Annotated in this window: 12 protein-coding genes; 1 reads left to right on the forward strand and 11 read right to left on the reverse strand. The window is 65.9% G+C overall.

Going from position 1 to position 16138, the window contains the following annotated elements:
• Window positions 1-13 precede the first annotated feature (13 nt).
• The 11 genes from AB1634_05220 to AB1634_05270 all read right to left on the reverse strand — a co-directional run bounded on the left by AB1634_05220 (window position 14) and on the right by AB1634_05270 (window position 15061).
• Window positions 14-2632, reverse strand: a complete 2619-nt coding sequence (locus AB1634_05220) for a tetratricopeptide repeat-containing protein (protein ID MEW6218922.1) — start codon at window positions 2630-2632, stop codon at window positions 14-16.
• 339 nt (window positions 2633-2971) lie between these two features.
• Window positions 2972-4015, reverse strand: a complete 1044-nt coding sequence (locus AB1634_05225) for an ABC transporter permease (protein ID MEW6218923.1) — start codon at window positions 4013-4015, stop codon at window positions 2972-2974.
• 10 nt (window positions 4016-4025) lie between these two features.
• On the reverse strand, window positions 4026-4955 hold the full coding sequence (locus AB1634_05230) for an ABC transporter ATP-binding protein (GenBank protein MEW6218924.1): 930 nt from the start codon (window positions 4953-4955) through the stop codon (window positions 4026-4028).
• An 11-nt stretch (window positions 4956-4966) separates the two neighbouring features.
• Window positions 4967-6184 (reverse strand): hypothetical protein, encoded by a 1218-nt coding sequence (locus tag AB1634_05235; GenBank protein MEW6218925.1) that lies wholly within the window; start codon window positions 6182-6184, stop codon window positions 4967-4969.
• Window positions 6181-7344, reverse strand: a complete 1164-nt coding sequence (locus AB1634_05240) for an ATPase domain-containing protein (GenBank protein MEW6218926.1) — start codon at window positions 7342-7344, stop codon at window positions 6181-6183. The genes AB1634_05235 and AB1634_05240 overlap by 4 nt, the downstream gene beginning before the upstream one ends.
• A complete protein-coding gene (locus AB1634_05245; GenBank protein MEW6218927.1) occupies window positions 7320-9143 on the reverse strand; it encodes a carbamoyltransferase C-terminal domain-containing protein in 1824 nt (607 codons plus the stop codon). Before AB1634_05245 ends, AB1634_05240 begins: the two co-directional genes overlap by 25 nt.
• Window positions 9143-10207, reverse strand: a complete 1065-nt coding sequence (locus tag AB1634_05250; GenBank protein MEW6218928.1) for a hypothetical protein — start codon at window positions 10205-10207, stop codon at window positions 9143-9145. Before AB1634_05250 ends, AB1634_05245 begins: the two co-directional genes overlap by 1 nt.
• Complete coding sequence (locus AB1634_05255) at window positions 10204-11370, reverse strand: AMP-binding protein (GenBank protein ID MEW6218929.1); 1167 nt, start codon at window positions 11368-11370, stop codon at window positions 10204-10206. The genes AB1634_05250 and AB1634_05255 overlap by 4 nt, the downstream gene beginning before the upstream one ends.
• 19 nt (window positions 11371-11389) lie before the next feature.
• On the reverse strand, window positions 11390-12592 hold the full coding sequence (locus AB1634_05260; GenBank protein ID MEW6218930.1) for an AMP-binding protein: 1203 nt from the start codon (window positions 12590-12592) through the stop codon (window positions 11390-11392).
• Window positions 12592-13677, reverse strand: coding sequence for a hypothetical protein (locus AB1634_05265; protein MEW6218931.1), 1086 nt, complete (start codon window positions 13675-13677; stop codon window positions 12592-12594). The genes AB1634_05260 and AB1634_05265 overlap by 1 nt, the downstream gene beginning before the upstream one ends.
• Before the next feature lie 223 nt (window positions 13678-13900).
• On the reverse strand, window positions 13901-15061 hold the full coding sequence (locus AB1634_05270; protein MEW6218932.1) for a hypothetical protein: 1161 nt from the start codon (window positions 15059-15061) through the stop codon (window positions 13901-13903).
• Window positions 15062-15153: 92 nt separating this feature from the next.
• Here AB1634_05270 and AB1634_05275 point away from each other — a divergent pair, with 92 nt between their 5' ends.
• Window positions 15154-16074 carry a TIR domain-containing protein gene (locus AB1634_05275; protein ID MEW6218933.1) on the forward strand — a complete coding sequence of 307 codons (921 nt, stop codon included), beginning with the start codon at window positions 15154-15156 and terminating at the stop codon, window positions 16072-16074.
• Window positions 16075-16138 lie beyond the last annotated feature (64 nt).

Consider the following 16138-nt stretch of genomic DNA (forward strand, 5'->3'; position numbering starts at 1 on the left):
GCCCGGGGTCGGCTCACCTGACCGGCAGCCGCAACAGACGGGCCAATCGGCCACGGCGCAAGAAGAACGGATCGATGACCTTGAGGTGGACATTGAACCCCAGCCAGCCCACCGCGGCCATGGCCAGCTTGACGGCCAGGCTGCGGCCCGCCGCGGCCGGATCCAGGAGCTTCAGGACCGGCCAGACGGCGGCCATGATCAGGAACAGGACCAAGCCAACCGCAGCGCCCAGGGTGAGATCGATGCCGAAGCTCAGCCGGTCCGACCAGTGCCGGAAGACATACCAGGCGCCGCCGAGCACCAGGATGACGGCAGCCAGCATGGCACCGCGGCGCAGGCCAGCCGACAGCTTCCAGGCCTTCAGGAAGAGATCCCGCGATACCGCCAGCTGTCGCTCCAGATCCTGGCGCCGCAGGTCGGAGCTCTCCGGCTCCTTGGCCATGATCTCCACCAGGGGCTTGAAGGGCCAAGCGACCGGGCTGTGGCCAGGGGCGTCCACGTCGAAGCCGCCCCACCGGCTATTCGGCTCGGCCAGGCGATGCTCCGCGTCCAGCTTGTGCAGCTGGCGGGTCGTCATCTGGTAGCCGCTGGCCATGAGGGCATAGGCCTCCACCTCGGTGAAGCTGTCGAGATCGGTCCGGATCTCGGACAGCCGGCGCTGGATGGCCCGGTCGACGCCGTAGCTGGTGGCGGTTGAGCGGACCGGCTCCGGCTTCTCCTCCTGGCAGCCGATCCAGTCGATGGGCGCCGTCTCCAACTCCTGCTTGAGGTGGATGAAGAAGAGGCCGGCCAGGGCATGGCTGTCCACCCGGCTGGCCAGGTCCTGGTACTGGGTCTCCCGGAGCCGATCCTGGAGGATGCTGTCCGAGCGATAGAAGACGCTGAGCATGCCGCTGGCAGGATCCGCCTGGTCGTCCATCTGGCCGGAGGCATCGCTGCACAGGATGAGGGTGCAGCCCTCGTCCAGGAGACCGGCCACCCCCTGGTTGTCGTGCACGCCGCCGTCCACCAGCCGCACCGTGCGGCCCGGATAGAGCCCTTCCAGGACCAGGGGCTCGAAGAGGGCGGGCACGCCGGCGGAGGCAGCCACCGCGTAGCCCAGGGGGCAGGAGCGCAGCTCCTCGGAAGGTGCCTGGTGGTAGTAGAGGCGGCGGTAACGCTCGTTCACGTCCACCTCTTCCCCCAGAAGGCCGGGCGGCTCGCCCATCCAGGAGGCGGTGAAGTGCCAGTTGTGGCCGGAGTTGAGGGAGGTGGTGTTGAGGAGCAGGATCGGCACCTTCGCTTCGCGCCGCCAGTTGGAGAACTTCGGCTTGAAGGCGGTGTCCAGATCCGCGGCGGCCGCCGGCTGCAAAGGCGTTTGCAGGGGATGGATGAGGAGGTCCCGCAGGGGGCGGGGATCACCCGGGGCATGGCCGTCCCGCACCCGGGCGTAGAGGTGCCGCTCGTAGAGCCTGCCCATGCGGTTGCTGCGGCTGAAGCCGGACAGAAAGATCATCCGCAGGTTGTCCGCCAGATTGGTGAAGGCGCGGACCCGCAGGTTCTCGCTGACCCCGGCCAGGAAGTCCTTCATGAGCCGCTGGACCAGGAGCACGTAGTCCTCCCGGTTGATCTCGCCATCGGTCCTGGTCTGCAAGAGCCGCCGCAGCTCCAGGTAGTAATGAGCGCCGACGATGCTGCCGCCGGAGACCGTGGACAGGACCTCGACGCTCCGCAAGACATCGCATTCCGCCAGCCGGGCCAGGACGCCCAGGTGGAAGAGGGCGGCCCGGAAGCCGCCGCCGGAAAGGGCCAGCCCCACCTTGCCCCGGTGGCAGCCCAGGGCGGCCCGAGTGTCCTTGCCGAGAAGCTCTGCCAGGGCCTGCCAGGCCGGATGCCAGGCCGGCCGTTGCACCTCCGCCGCGGGCGGGTTGATACCCTGCAGCCGGGCGATGGCCACCAGCTGCTTGGCCGTGGACTGCAGGGTCCATTCGTCAGGGCTGGTGGCAGCCGCCCGGGCCAACCAGACCCCGGCCTCCTCCCATTCCTCCAGCCCCCAATGGCATTCCGCCACGGTGACCGCGAGCCAGTAGTCCGTCTGGCCGGCGGGTTGAGCGGCCGGCAGATCGGCGAGCCGGGCCAGGATGCTGCGGCGCAAGTCTTTCGCCTCCTGGGCGTAGGAGCCGGCCTGGCCCACCAACCCTTCCCGGGCCGCCAGCCGCCGGGCCCGATGGTCCAGGAGGTCCAGGATGAAAGCAGCGTTGGCGCCGCAGTAGCCCCGGTCCTCTGCCGGCGCTCTCGCCCAGCCCTGGCGGTAGAAGGACAGAGCGGTATGGAGGTGCTCCAGCTGGCCGCCATGCTCCCACAGCCGCTTGTAGACCGCGCCCGCCAGGCCCAGGGTCTCCGGATCGCGGCATCCGGGGTCCCGGAGCCGGAGCTGGGTATCGAGGATGGCCAGACCGTCGCGGAAGCGCTTCAGGGGCGGCAGCTCCTCGTCCTTGTAGGTGCACAGGGCGAGCTGCTGGAAGAGCCAGTCCCGCTGGCGGCCCGGAGGCAAGCCCTCCGGCCGGCTCTCCTCCAGCAAGGCCCGGGCCTGGCCGAACTTGAATTCCCTCTTGCAGCGGGCTACCTCCTTCTTGAGGGTCGAGAAATCCATGGCTGCCGGCCTGGAAGCATCCGGTCTGTGCCTCGACTCTGATCCTGGCTCACTCATGGCCTTCCTCCTGGTGCGATCGTAGCAGAATCGTGCGCCGATCCGGCCGCCAGACAACTGGTGGCAATCGCAGGGCACTCTGTGGACGATGGGGGGGTCGGGGGCATCATACAGCGCCCTCAGCCGCCAGGGCCAGAAGAAAGCCCCCTGGCCGTGCTGCATGTCCGGCGCGATCGGGTCGACCGCCAGCTGTCGCCCCGGAAGATCGCCCTGGAGTGCGGCTGCCAGGTCACGGTCTGACCACCGTTGGCCGCCGGCACGCCCACCGCCAGCGCTGGCGCCTTATTCCGTCCAGGAGAACAATAGCGCTCCGGTCACCAGACAGACCAGGGTGACGGCAAGGAGGAGCCCGCACTCGGGCAGGACGTCCCAGAGCCCGGCGCCCTCGTTCATGACCCGGCGGGCGGCGGCCAGCATGTGGGTGAGGGGGAAGATCTTGGCCCCGGTCCGGACCCAGGCAGGGGCGCCTTCCAGGGAGAACCAGACCTCGGAGAGGAACATCATCGGCCAGGAGAGGAAGTTGAGGATACCGCTGGTGAATTCCTCGGAGACCCCCCGGGCGGCCAGGAGGAGGCCCATGGCGGTGAGGCTCAACGCCCCGCACAGGAAGACCAGCCCCAGGACCAGATAGGAGCCCTCCACCCGGAAGGCAAAGATGAGGGAGGAGCCGATCCAGACCACCACCAGGGTGAACATGAGGAGAAAGAGCCGGGACAGGGCCTGGGCGGTGAGAAACTCGAAGGCGGTCAGCGGCGTGGTCCGCAGGCGCTTCAGGGTGCCGTTCTTCCGGTAACGGACCACCACGTAGCCGACCCCCCAGAGGGCGGAGAACATCATGTTCATGCCCAGGACGCCGGGGAACAGCCAGTCGAGATAGCGGATCTGGCGGCCGGAGATGGTCTGCCGCTGGCCGGGCGGCTGGGCCGGGTCCACGAAGCCGGCCCAGAACAGCCGCTCGACGATGGCGCCCTTGGGGGAGGTATCGTTGAGCCAGTAGGCGCGCTCCGGCGAGGCGAGATCGATCACGAAATCGATCTTGTGCAGCCGCAGCCGCGCGAGGGCGGCCTCCCGGTCCGGAAAGCCCACAAAGTGGAGCTGGGGGCTGGCGGCAAAGCCGGGCGGCAGGCCGGGGGTGTCCGGGGCGACCGCAGGCGGCGCCGGGAAGACCCCGACCTTGAAGCCGGCGACATCCCGGCCGGAGAAGACGATGCCGAAGCCGACGATGATGAGAAACGGGAAGAGGAAGTTCCAGCCAAAGGCGGCCCGATCCCGAAAGAACTCGTGATTCCGGGCCCGGAACATGGCCCACATCCGCTTCCAGCTCATGGCGTCGGCGTCAGTCCCGCAGCTGGCGGCCGGTCAGCTGCAGAAAGACATCCTCCAGGTTCGGCGACCGCACCACCATCTCCCGGACATCGATGTTCATGGCCAGCAGCATCGACAGGCCGTCATGGGTGTTCTCCACCATGAGCTCCACCCGGTCCTGGAGGTCGTGATGCGGCATGGGCAGATGCTCCAGGGCGAGGTGGATGGCGGCCCGGGGCAGGATGATGGTGCTGCCGTGGCAGTGGCGCCGGACCAGCTCGGCGGGCGGTCCCTGGGCGATGATGCGGCCATGGTCCATGATGGCGATCTCGTCGCAGAGCAGCTCCGCCTCCTCCATGGCGTGGGTGGTGAGCACGATGGTGCGCCCCGCCTGCCGCACCCCGGCCAGGATATCCCACAGGTTGTGCCGGGCCTGGGGATCAAGGCCGGTGGACGGCTCGTCGAGAAAGACCAGCTCCGGCCGGTTGAGGAGGGCCAAGGCCAGGAGCAGCCGCTGCCTTTGTCCGCCGGAGATCTGGTCGTTGAAGTGCTGCCGGATCTCCTGGAGCCGGCACAATTCCATCAGAGAGTCGACGTCCTCCGGGTCGTGGTAGAGGCTGGCAAAGGTCTCCAAGGTCTCACGCACGGTGAGGAATTCGAGGAGCGCTGTGTGCTGGAGCTGGATGCCCACCTCCTCCCGGAAGGCATCAGTGGGCGGCCGGCCTTTGTAGAGGACCTCGCCGGCGCTCGGCGGGATGATCCCCTCGATGACCTCCAGGGCCGTGCTCTTGCCGGCACCGTTGGGGCCCAGGAGGCCGAAGCAGCTGCCCCGGCGGATGTCGAAGCTGACGCCATCCACCGCCGCCAGGCTGCCATAGCGCTTCACCAGGCCCCGTACGGCGAGAAGGGGCGCCTCGTCTGGTCCGCCACCGGGGTGAAGGGCGGAAAAGAGCCGGGACATGGCCTGATGGGTCAGCCCCAGGATTCTCTTCTGAGCGGCTTTGCCCGCTCGAGCGCACGGTCGAGGTCGTACAGGGCCGGGTTGCCGAAGTAGGCATCAAGGTAGAAGAGACGCCCTTCCCGGGAAAGAGGCTCAAAGAGATCGAGGTAGCTCTCCCGGACCGGCCCTCGCCGGGAGGCGGCAGGGTTCCAGACATAGACCTTGGGGATATATTTCGCTTCCGCGAGGGCCAAGGCGATGAAGTGCCGGAAGTACACATCGGTCCGGGGCAGGGAGTAACCGATGAAGACCAGCCGCCGGATCTCCTGCAGGTCGTGCTTGATCACCGCCCATTGGTAGGCCAGGGGCGAGTCGTCCAGGAACTTCTTCCAGGTGGGTGGGACGATGGCCATGTACGGGAGAAGGTCTGGGGACCGAGTCCCATTGGCGGAGAAGAAGAGGCGGCCCTCTGCCCACAGGAAGATGCCGTCCTTGTCCCGAAAGGGTAGCTTCTTGGCACAAAAAGCGGCTTTCAGGTCCTCGTTGGGAGCGGCGTTGAATCCCCGACGCCTCGCCCTTCTCTTTCGCCCGTACCTCCAATGGATCCCGCCATGGGGGCGCGTCACGCGAGGGCATTTTGTATAGTCGTGCGGCTCCTGCGAGCCATACCAGGAAAAAAGATCCCCGTTCTTTCCACAAGCAAGGGCACGCTCCAGAGCCACATCCCAGTTGAACTGGATGAACAGAGGGAAGATGTCGCCGCCTTTTTCGCCTCTGTCCCGGTGAGCGGCGAGGCACAGGTAGGCCAGGAGGTTCGTATGGCGGTTGCCGAGGTTTTCGAACTGATCCGACTCCGCAGCGCTCTCCCGCATGATGATAGGGGCAGAAGTGGCCGCTTGCTGGAGTCTCAGGTCCATAATGAACTCTGCACCTGCCGGCTGGGCGACTTCGTAGATGGCCTTGTTCAACGTCGCGACGGTTCTCCTCACCTTCGCTCCAGCCCTGCCCAGACTTTCAAGGCTGAGCGCCATGTCGGCGAGACCGTAGATCTCCTCGATGTTGAGAAGATCCGTACGGGCGTAGGCGGCCGATTTCCGGATATGCTCCAGGAAGTCTGTGATGATCCTGCAATCATCGGGGTCGAGCTTGTCGAAAACCCGATCCATGAAGCCGGCCAGGAGCGGGACGCCCAGGTTGCGCGAGCAGCCGGCGCCCAGGACGATCGCCGTCCGCGGCAAAGTGGTCGTCATACACCCTCCCCCGACATCGGCTCACCGAAGAGCAGCTCCAGCCAGGTGATGCCTTCCGGACCGAGCTCGTAGGCATATGGCCGCATGTCGTGGCCGCACCCACGCATCTTGAGCACCCGCAGATAGCGGATCATGTCTCCTGACCGGTAACGGTGGTAGTTGAGCTGGATGACTCCGGAGGCCACGTACCGTTCCTGGGTGCCCAGGAACAAAGGCCGTCCACCCAACGTGTCATCGGGACGTACCGCCTCGCAGGCCATGAAGGTTGTCGCACCCCGCTCCTCAAGCCAGCGCACAAGGTTCAACATGTGGAGCCGGCGGATGGGGAGGTCGTCCTGTCCGGCGGCATCCTGCCCCGGCGCGGACAGGAGGGCGCTCAGCGAATCGATCGCCAGGATGCAGTCATGACCCGGGAATCTCCGGAAGAGCTCAGCGAGCAGATCTTTGAGGAGACGAATACGCTGCTCCGGGCTCTGGATGGTTTGGGTCAGAAGCGTGAGCACTGTTGGGTGATTGCCCGCAAAGGGGTGATCGCCGCCCCCGCCATCAACGGACAAACTCTCGATCCGTTCGGGCCGTTTCCCCTCGCCTCCCTGCCAATAGAGCCCGAAGGACGGATTATCCTCCGTCCCGAACCCGCCCAGGCTCAGGCGATAGTGACGCCAACCGGCAGTATCGTCCTTGCTTTCCTGCTGCTCCCACTCCGGCGTCTCGCTGGGAGCGGCAGGCAGGTATCTCAGGTAGTCCTCCAGCCGCCCGCTCAGGAAGGCGGTCGCATCAACGAACCAGAAGGCGTCGGCATCCTCGGTGGCCGTCCCGTTGCGAACAGGGAGCAGGTGCGTGTGGGCACGGACACGCTGGTAGCTGCTCTCCAGCGAGACGAAGCATCGAAGAAGGGGCTTGTGGTTTTTCCCCCCAAGCTTCGAGGCACTCGAACCAAGGAACAGACGGTTAAATCGGTCCCCGGGTGGCAGGGTTGAGCACAGGACGATGGAGCGGGCGCCCGGCGGCCCTGCGTCCGACTCCGGCCCATACTCGCGGATCCTGCCGTGGCAGAAAAAGGAGAGCAGGAATGTCGTCTTCCCGGTGCCGGGATCGCCCACCAAGGCCACCGTATTCCCGGCCGGAATGCCGATCAACCGTTCATGCCCAGCGTCCATGAAGCCTCACTTGGTTCGTTAAAAGAGCCGCAGGACAGCGGAGGACACGGAGTTTCCGATGCTCCCACATCTGCATTTTCCGCTCCCAGAGAACCGGCGTGCCTGGTCCACAGCTCCCCGTCGACGACGATGGATGCGAGACCGAGCTGTTCGACCAGCGCCAAGGCCTCAGCCTGGCCTGCCGGCATGGGCCTTCCCCTCGGATTGAACGAGGTATTGAGGAGCATCGGCAGCCCCGTGGCCGTGAAGAACGCGCCGAGTAGACGGTGGAAGAGCGGATTCTCCTGCCGCCCCACGGTCTGAAGCCGCACCGTCCCGTCGCTGTGCAGGAGGTGGGCAAGACGCTGGGCCCAAGCGGACCGCGGACGTACGGTGGCCAACATGTGGCGACACAGGAGGCGAGCGGCTTTCGGAATCTCGAACAGCTGTTCAGCGTCCTCCTCCCGGACAGAGCATGCCGCCGGCTCGAAGCCGTATCGGCCCTTCTGGGCATTGAGCCGGGCCACGGCATCCGCGGGAAGGGATGAGGCAAGGAGCGACCGGTGCCCGAGCGCTCTGGGGCCAAGCTCGCAACGGCCCCAGAGCCACCCCACCAGCTCACCCCGGAGGAGAAGTCGCACTGCCGCGTCAACGGGGTCCGCGCCGGGAGCATGACGCCAACTCCCCTCATCGGGCACGGCTCCTGGCCCCCCGCCCCGAACGGGCGTGCCGGGGGCAAGCACCAGATCCTCCGGGATGTGCGGCACCACGCCACCGAACTGGTGGACGTGGACGTGCCAGGCGGCGCCCAGAGCGGTGCCGGCGTCATGGCAGGCCGGACCGACGTGAATCTGCTCGAAGATCCCGGAGCAGGCCAGGGCGCCGTTGGCACGGCAGTTCAACGCCACCCCGCCGCCGTAGGCGAGATGAGGCTGGCTCATACGCCGACGCAGCTCCTGCGCGATATCGAGCAGGAGGCTTTCGGTCGCCTGCTGCAGCGCGGCGGCGATCTCCGCGCTCTTGGCCAGATGGTGCAGCTCGGGACTCCCCCTCTTCAGTTGAAAGAGCTCTTCCAAGCCTGCGAAATCATCCGGATCCTCAAGCCGGAAGATGTCCTCCGCCACGTGGAGACGCTCCCCGGCAAAGGAGAGACGGCCTCGCAGCCGCGACCTCCCTTCGGAAGACACCAGCCCGGCAAGGGCCATCACCTTGCAAGCATCGTACTCGCTGTAGCCGAGATAGCGGGCGACCTTCTCCCAGGCGAGTCCCACCGAGTAGGGAAAATACTCCTGGAGGTCCAGCTGCAAGCCCCGGCGCGTGGCGCTCCCCAGCGACAGGGTCGCGCCCTCACCGATGCCATCCAGGACCAGAATGGCCGCCTCCTCGAAAGGCGAAGTGCCCAGGGCATACCAGGCATGGGCTTCATGATGCGGGACGAAAAAGAAGGGGGCAGCCGTGCACCGCCGGAGAAGACCGGGCACGTTCTGAAGGCCTCGCTGGAAGGTCCTTTCCCCCTCGGGATGGCCAAAGCTGTCCGGTGGTCCCTCTGTCCCGAGGCGTACGTGCTTGCGCCGAAGAACGGGATCCAGGGAGAAGGCCACCGCAGACAGCTCGGACCAGCGTACACCTGCCGTACGCAAGCAGGCCTCCATGGCCCGCCACGGAAGCTCATCGGCGTTGTTCACCCGCACCGGCTTCCCATGCTTGCGGCCCGTGAGCCGCTCCTCTTCCACGGCGGCCAGCACGGCACCGTCGGCGATCAAGGCCGCTGAGGTTTCGTGGTAGGCTCCGTTGATGCCCAGGATGAGGTGTGGTCGCATCAGGTGCGTCGACTCCTGCGCACAAGCCGCTCCACATCTCGACGATGGTCATCCGGGATCGGCAGGATCTGGATGAAGACGCCTTTGGAGGGTGCTGCTCCGGCTAGCCCAAGCTCGGTGAGCCCTGGGAGGGCGAAAAGGCTCTGCTCGTCCTCTGCGGTGAAGATCCGCTCTGGCCAGAAGAGCATCGGTGGCGGGAGCCGAGCAGCAAGTGGCAGGCTCGCCACCCGGACCAATGGCACACGGTACGGCCCGAAGCGTAGCGGATCGAAACGAATTACCCCGTCGAAGAAGGATTCGAGGTATTGGGTCTCTTCGTCCTGGAGGACCCCTTCCTGAAGAACGGCGAAGAAGGCGCTGTCCTTACTCTTAATCTTCTTGTCGTCCGTTTCACCGCCGGTCGCAGCCTCTTCGCCGCCCCAGATGGAGGCAAGGATGGTCTTCAAGAAGGCGCTCGTGTCCGAAAGGCCGAGACTCCGGTGCATGTTGCTGAGGGAGTTGAGGAGATACAGGTTCAACTCGCTCGTGGCTTCCAGCTCCGAGACTTCACGATAGAACCGGAAGACGCTCATGGGGTTGCCAGAGCCGGCGAGCGAGCGGGACCGCCTTCCGTTCCTCGCCTCCCGGTAGCCTTTTTGGGAGCCGGCCTCACTGCCAAACTGGCCCTGGGTATCAAGCCATGCGGCGAACTGGCCGTCATGCGCTCCTTGCACTCCTTGCAGCAGGTTAACGAACGTCTCAGTGGGATCTTTGTCCTTGGCAAACTTCTCGACCCCGAAGAGGGTCGTGAAGAGGTTCTCTTTCGTGTCGTCGATGAACAGCCCGACAAGGTTGGGCCACCGCTCCGCCCCCTGCTTATCCCCCTCCTCTGCCCCTCCAACTTGCGAGCAGAAAAGCAGCTCGCCCAGCCAGAAGTAGAGTTCCGGGACCGTGAGCCTGGACCGCAGCAGATACGCATAGCCTGGTCGGAGGCTCACCGCAGACCCGTCGGCGCCCTGCCCGAGGACGTTCGTCAAGAGCACCGGTTGTTTTGCAGCCCTGCTATTGTCCGCGGTTTCCGTCATGCCTCGACTCCCCCTGGCGCAGCAAACCGGACGTCAACCTCGCCTTCGTGGACCAGCTCCGCAAGCTCCGGCAGCGCCGCGAAGAGCGCCCGTTCCAGCCCTTCTCGACCATGAGCCGCGACGGCCGCGTGGCGGATCTCCATGGCCGGGCGGAAGACACCGGCCACGTGCAATGCCGCTGGACTACCCGGCACGGGCTTCCAGAAGACCGTTGCCCCCTGGCAGCCGATCTCGGCCAGGGCTTCCAGGACATCAGCCCGACGCAGCTTGACCCCCCGGGGCAGAGCGTACGTCTCCCCGATCCGTCCTGTGATCTCGACCCTTGGTTGAGCGGCGCCACATATGCACGGCGCGGCGGGAATCCGGCCGCGATCGCCGGTGCGGTACCGGAGTATCGGGGCCAGTGCCTGCATGAAGCTCGTGACCACGACTTCACCGGTTTCCCCAGGGGGGAGCAGACAGTTGCCGTCCTCCTCCAGGATCTCCACGCCCACGGCGTCGGGCCAGAAATGGAAGCCATGCCGGGCGCGGCACTCGACCCCCACGACGCATTCTGAAAGGCCATACGCGTCGTGGACAAAGCACCCGAAGGACGCCTCAATGGCGTGGCGCTCGCTGTGAAGAAGGGTCTCGCCCGTGGTCTCGACCAGCGTCAGCGCCCGGCCCCGGTAATGCGGAGCCCACGCGGACAGCACACTGGGCGTGCTTGAGATGACGGTGGGACGGATGGCGTCGGCCGCCCGCTGCCATGCCTCCACCCCGCCGTGAAGGTCGACGGGGAAAACCTGGGCGCCGGCTCGCAGATGGCCCTGAACAGTGATCTTGCCCACTGTCCACAGGGCCATGGGCAACAGGGCCATGACCCGGGAGTGGGCACCGACACCTTCGAGACGTGCAAAACGGACGCAGAGGTCATACACCCGATCCAGATCGCCGGCACCGTAGCGCGTGAGCTTGGGCAGCCCGGTGGTGCCGCTGGAATAGAAGAGGACCTCGCCGCCGTGCCGTGGGCCGGACAGCGGGCCGGTTGTAGGATCCCGGAGGTCTTCTTTGCTGAGGGTCGGAAGCTTCCGCCACGCTGGATCGCCAAACCGCGCCACGCCAGAGAAATCCCAGGAGCGATAGAGCGCATGGGCATGGGCCTGGTGCACCAGCTCGGCCACACCAAGCATCACGGAAGCCTCAGAGCGACCAGGGGGACTCGTGGAATGCAACCCGGCGCTTGCCCCCGGGATAGCCCCGTGGAATCGGCCGCAGCTGGACGAAGATCTTCAGGTAGCCGCAGGCGCGGGCATCGGCGAGGTCGAGGCTCAGCGACTGAAACCAGCGCGCCACCTCCCCCTGGTCCAGTCGGTCGGCAGCACGCAGGTCAATGGTGATCGCATCCGTGCCATCGGCCAGGTGCCGGATCCGGAAGGAGGCCGAGGCGATACCGTAGCCCAGCGCATCCAGAAACCGCTCGATCTGGACGCGGGTCACCTTGACTCCGGTGGCCAGACTGAAGGCGTGACCAACCCGGCCGATGAACCGGAAGCATGGTCCGCTGGCATCCGGGACCAGCTCGATCAGATCGCCCAAGCGGTAGCGAACAAGGGGTATCGCCTCGGCATACCGCCGGGTCACCAGGGCCTCCCCGAAGCCGCTGTCGCGAACGACCCCATCGGGGTCCAAGACCTCCAGATGGATCCGCTCCGGGTCCCAGTGGTACCTGCCCGACACGCAGTCATCCTCGAAGCCGAGGATGGCTTCGCTGGCGGCAAAGAGGCTCCGGGGTCGAACCCCGAAGCTGTCCTCGATCCTGGCCCGCAGCTCGGGACTTGCGGCCTCACCCACCAGGATGAGCTTGCGGATCCCGTGCAAGGGCGAACAAGTGCCCAAGGCCAGGGCAGCTGTGGGCAGGGTGACGACGGCCGTGGCGCCGATCCTGTTCAGAAGCTTGGCCGTACCGGGAAGGTGGGGGAGATAGAGCCCTGCGGGCAGTACCCGGGCGCCAAGCTCCACCAGAGCGTCGGTCACGTTATCGCCGGAGAACCAGGGACCGAAAGGGAGAAGAACGGCCACCGTATCGTCGGGTGTCACCCCCACCGCCCGCAGGCAAGCTGCCCGATGCCGGACAGACTCATGCCAGTCCTCCCGGGAGAAGATAACCCTCTTCGGCTGGCCGGTGGTGCCGCTGGTCAGGTAGAACAGCCGGGCGGCCGGCGGAGCATCGGTTGCGTAAAGCCTGTCTTCAGGGGCAGGAAGGTCGTGGCTGACCGGCAGATCCGCAAAACAAGCGGGGGGTGCGGGAAGTCCTGCGGCACGTCGATGGCGGCGGACCACCTCGAGGAGCTCAGTGCCCCAGCTGGGGCCGGAGGAAGGCCTTGCGAGAGGGAGATGGGCCATCAGCTGTCCTCCGTTGCGAGCATGGTGGTCAAGGCGGCACGCCGCCGCTGATCATAGCGCTTCAGCCGATGGGAGGCAAGAAGAAGGGCCTCGTGCAAGCGGTCATCCCAGGGCTTTTGCTCCTGGCGTTGCCGTTCGGCGTGATAGAACCGGTATTCAGGATGGGATCGCAGGTCCTGGGCGTGGCTCCGGAACCGGCGAGCATCGTGCGTGGCAGCGAATTGGGCAAGACACTCGGCGATTTCCTGGGTCACGGCGTCCGATGTCAAACGCCTGGGGTTCGTGAGCAGGGTGACCTCCGGCTTCGGATCGGCGACAAGACCGCCAATGAACCAGTGGAAAGGGGTGACGAAATCCGGCCGGCCCGGGGCCAGGGAGGCGGCGAGCTCTCCGAGATCGAGGAGGAAAAAGGGCTCCGGCAACGCGTACACCCCCTCCTCCCAAAGGAGGTGGGGGAGCGTGTACGTATGCAGGTTCGGCACCATGAAGTTCACGAACACGCCCAGGCCCCCGAGGTAGCGGGCGCTCTCCCTGGTGGCGGCCAGCATCTCACCGGTGGTCAACACGTGGCCACCGGTGAACAGAAACACCCCTGGATCGAGCCGGTAATGCTTGGCCACCCCTACAGCGCGGACAAACATGTCTTCATCCAGGTCCTTGGCGAAGAGCACATTCCGCAAAAACGGGTCCCGGGCCTCGAAGCCCATGTTCACGACCACGTCCAAGACCCGGAACAGCGGCGAGAGCCGGGCCAACTCCCCGCTTTCGGCAGCGAAGACGAGATGCTCTGGCCGGGTCTCGACCATGACGTGCAGGTTGATCCGGCGGTCCTCCTGAAAGTCGACCAGACGCTGGAGGATCGCCCGCCGGTGGGGAGGCGGAATCTCGGCATCCCGGAAGAAGCTGCTCTCCCCGGCGATCTGGAGCATGTACCAGGGCCGGCCGTGCCCTGGCCGCAGACGGTAGCCCGGGAGATCGCCTGAAGAGCGGGTGACGACCAGCTGGTCGAAGCGGGCCAGCACCCATTCAAGCTGGGGAAGCAGAGTCTCGTGAAGGGCCCGGGGGGGCAGGTCAGGTGCGCGCATCCGGGCAGAGTAAGCACAGGGCGTGCAGTTGCCCCGGAGGAAGTAACCGCAGGGTACTGTTCGGAAGGCCAGGATCGGGTACTCGCCCGAGGGACCGCGCTCAAAGAAAAGGTCCGGCCGCTCGGGCAAGGCTTCCGCATAGCCGGCCGACAATGCCTGACACCGCCGCAGCTCTCGGGAAACGCGCCGAGCCTGCTCCGTCAGGTCACGGTACTTCGCCGCCTCAACCACGCATCGGCTCCGGGGATGGTGGCGGTACCGCCAACTCGGTGGCCAGACGGTCGCACTCCTCGCGCACCCGATCTCTCAGTGGCCGGCTGCCGGTCTCTGCCCACTCGCCCGCCAGGAAGGCGGCACGGCAGAGGCAGCCCGGGAGTGCCCGCAGGTGCTCGATATCGGCAGTCTGGTTCCAGAGGTTGAGCGCCGACTTCACGGTCTCTTCGCAACGGGGGCAGGTCGTGGCAAAGGCCAGGGGAGGTACCGGCGCCCGCGAAAAGCCCTTCACCTGCACCAGGGCACGATGGTCTGCAGGCAGAGCCTCCAGAAGCTCCACCGCCCGCCAGAGGCTTGGCAGGTGGTACCGCCCCCTCTTCTGGAGATACTCTGTGAGGCTCAGGGGCATGAGGTTCATGACCATCACGAACACGTAGGAGGCGCCCCGGTCGATGGCGAAGCGGATCGTCTGCAGGGCATCCGCCACATCCTCCCGGGCACTCAGGAAAGGCTTGCCCAGGAGCACGTAGCAATCGAAGGGAACCCGTTGGGCACCCAGGATCTCGAAGGCGGCGCTGGCCTGTTGCGGCTCCAAGCCCTTGTTCACGCACCAGCGGAGGATCTCAGAATCCGAACTCTCCAGGCCGATCGAAACCGATACCCCCCGTGATGCCTGGGCACCGTCCGCCTCGAAGGCAGCGCGCAGCCCGGCAAGCCGCTCCGCCGTGACATACTCCGCCCGGCTTTCCACCGTGACAAATCGGAACCCGGCGGACCGGAGGCGGGAGATGAGAAGCGGCCGGGTGTCGTCTGGCACCTCCGCGGGATCCAGGAAGCTGCCGTTGGAGGTGAACACCAGGGCAGGATACGTCCGCGGATCGAGCCGGCGGATGGCGCGTTCTGTCTGCCCCATCAAGTCCATCGGACGAGGGCCTGGTGTACTTGCCAGATGGTAGCCGCACATGAGGCAGCCGCTGCCCACCGACCAGCGACACGGCGGCGTCCGGAGCGTGACCAGCGGCATGACATACGGCCCCACAACCGGATCGTCCGGTCCATGCAGCCGCACCTCTTCGAAGTAGAGGTCCGGCCCGGGGAACGCCACCTGGACAGTGGGAGGGACGTCAGGGCGTAGCCTGCGCAAGACGTTGGTGTAGAAGTTGGGGTTCATACCTGCTATGCTCCTGCCAAGCCAACTCGGCGGCCCCCCTATGTACCATGAGGCACCTGCCCGCCGCAAGCCGAGGAGCCCTGGAGGTCACCATGCATGTCTTCGTCAGTTACAGCCACAAGGACGAGGTCTGGTTCGATCAGCTCGCCCCGCACCTCAATGCGCTCGCCAACCACATCCCCGACGTCACGATCGAGACCGACCGGGGTCTCCAAGGCGGGGACGACTTCGGCAACGAAATCCAGGCAATGATGGAACGGGCAGATGTCGCTGTTCTTCTTTGCTCATCTCGCTGGTTGGCGTCCGAGTATGTGAAGGAGAACGAGCTCCCGGTGTTGCAGAGGAGGCAACAGGAAGACGGTCTCACCCTCATTCCCGTACGTCTTGAGCGGTACGACGAGGGTCTGATCCAATGGCTGCAAGCGATTCAAGCGATCCCAGGGAACGGAAAGTGGGTGGTGCCCGATTTCCGCCAGGATCCGTCTACGCCCTTCGGGGAGGTGTCCACGCGGATTCGGCAACTTCCGCGGCCCGCGCCTTACCCGCCGGAGAACAAGGACCTGACCAGGCTGCCCCCAACGGGCTCCGCCCTCTTCGGCCGGGAGAAAGAGCTCGAGATGCTGGACACAAGCTGGAGCCAAAAGAGCCTGGGAGTCCTCGTGCTCGTCGCCAAGGGTGGCGTGGGCAAGACCACCCTGGTGAATGAATGGCTGGAGAAGCGCATGGAGAAAAAGCGCTTCCGAGGCGCGGGCAAGGTCTTCGGCTTCTCCTTCCACAGCCAAGGCTCGGGGACAAGGATAACCGACAGCGATGAATTCGTCCGCCTTGCCCTCGAGTTCTTTGGCGACAACGCCCCGGCCGAAGGTACTCCCTGGAGCAAGGGGGAACGGTTGGCTGGGCTGGTCCGTGCCAGGAACGGGCTCCTCATCCTGGATGGCCTGGAGCCACTCCAGCAATTCCCGGAGCCCCCAAACTTGGCTATTCCCATAGGGTTTGACGCGTGGGCTTCGTAAACTTTTTGCCGGAATCAGCCAGGACGCGGTGGTGATCCGGGGCAGTTTGGGGTGGCTTACGGCC

The sequence above is a fragment of the Thermodesulfobacteriota bacterium genome (assembly GCA_040755095.1).
In the GTDB taxonomy this organism is placed as follows: domain Bacteria; phylum Desulfobacterota; class Desulfobulbia; order Desulfobulbales; family JBFMBH01; genus JBFMBH01.

Excerpts from the sequence above, each read along its gene's own strand:
- AB1634_05220 (MEW6218922.1), bottom strand. The coding sequence starts at position 2,632 with ATGGATTTCTCGACCCTCAAGAAGGAGGTAGCCCGCTGCAAGAGGGAA.
- AB1634_05225 (MEW6218923.1), bottom strand. The coding sequence starts at position 4,015 with ATGAGCTGGAAGCGGATGTGGGCCATGTTCCGGGCCCGGAATCACGAG.
- AB1634_05230 (MEW6218924.1), bottom strand. The coding sequence starts at position 4,955 with ATGTCCCGGCTCTTTTCCGCCCTTCACCCCGGTGGCGGACCAGACGAG.
- AB1634_05235 (MEW6218925.1), bottom strand. The coding sequence starts at position 6,184 with ATGACGACCACTTTGCCGCGGACGGCGATCGTCCTGGGCGCCGGCTGC.
- AB1634_05240 (MEW6218926.1), bottom strand. The coding sequence starts at position 7,344 with ATGGACGCTGGGCATGAACGGTTGATCGGCATTCCGGCCGGGAATACG.
- AB1634_05245 (MEW6218927.1), bottom strand. The coding sequence starts at position 9,143 with ATGCGACCACACCTCATCCTGGGCATCAACGGAGCCTACCACGAAACC.
- AB1634_05250 (MEW6218928.1), bottom strand. The coding sequence starts at position 10,207 with ATGACGGAAACCGCGGACAATAGCAGGGCTGCAAAACAACCGGTGCTC.
- AB1634_05260 (MEW6218930.1), bottom strand. The coding sequence starts at position 12,592 with ATGGCCCATCTCCCTCTCGCAAGGCCTTCCTCCGGCCCCAGCTGGGGC.
- AB1634_05265 (MEW6218931.1), bottom strand. The coding sequence starts at position 13,677 with ATGCGCGCACCTGACCTGCCCCCCCGGGCCCTTCACGAGACTCTGCTT.
- AB1634_05270 (MEW6218932.1), bottom strand. The coding sequence starts at position 15,061 with ATGAACCCCAACTTCTACACCAACGTCTTGCGCAGGCTACGCCCTGAC.
- AB1634_05275 (MEW6218933.1), top strand. The coding sequence starts at position 15,154 with ATGCATGTCTTCGTCAGTTACAGCCACAAGGACGAGGTCTGGTTCGAT.